Annotated in this window: 1 protein-coding gene; it reads left to right on the forward strand. The window is 61.9% G+C overall.

Annotated features, from left to right (window positions below):
* Positions 1-929, forward strand: a 929-nt coding sequence (locus AB4118_RS33995; RefSeq protein WP_441493898.1) for a peroxidase family protein, incomplete at both ends; no start/stop codon positions are given.

Raw genomic sequence — 929 nt, forward strand, 5'->3', positions numbered from 1 at the left:
ATCTCGCATGAGTTCGCGGCGGCCGTGTACCGGGTCGGTCACTCCCTGATCGGCCAGACCATGACCGTGCTCGATGCCGACGGTCAGCCGAAGCAGGTGGCGCTGTTCGACGCCTTCCTGAATCCGACGAACGACGCCGGCGCCTTCACTGCTCCCTTGCCCCCCGGCTACGTCCCGCAGCCCGGCTATGAGCAGCTTGGCGTGGGATCGATCCTGGGCGGCATCATCAGGCAGCCGGCGGAGGAGGTCGACTTCAACATCGTCGACGCAGTGCGCAACGATCTGGTTCGGATCAATGCCGATCTGTTCGCCTTCAACGTGGCCCGCGGCTGGGATGTCGGGCTTGGCACGTTGAACCAGGTGCGTTCGGATCTTGCCGCTTCGCAGGATCCCTATGTCTCCGAGGCCGTCGGCTATGCCGGAAACCTCTCGCCCTATACCTCGTGGGAGGATTTCCAGCAGCGTAACAATCTGAGCGATGCCGTGATCGCCCAGTTCAGGCAGGCCTATCCGGACCTCGTCCTGGACGCCAATGAGATCGCGGCCTTCCATGCGATCAATTCGAATATCAACGTGGCTATCCAGGCCGACGGCACCGGCATCGTGAAGGGGATCGACCGGGTCGATCTCTGGGTCGGTGGCCTTGCCGAGACGCATATCAATGGCGGCATGGTCGGGCAGACCTTCTGGGTCGTGCTGCACGAACAATTCGACCGCCTGCAGGAGGCCGACCGGTTCTACTATCTCGACCGTGTCGAGAACTTCGACTTCTACGAGAACTTCATCGACGGCCAGGAGTTCGCGGACATCATCGCCCGCAATACCAGCCTGACCAATCTTCCCGAGAACATCTTCGAGACCGTCGTTGGCGATGACGGCGACAACGGTACCGGCACGGGTGACGGTGACGGCGACGATGACGACGATGA

The sequence above is a fragment of the Allobosea sp. 2RAB26 genome, from assembly GCF_052115465.1.
Taxonomy (GTDB): domain Bacteria; phylum Pseudomonadota; class Alphaproteobacteria; order Rhizobiales; family Beijerinckiaceae; genus Allobosea.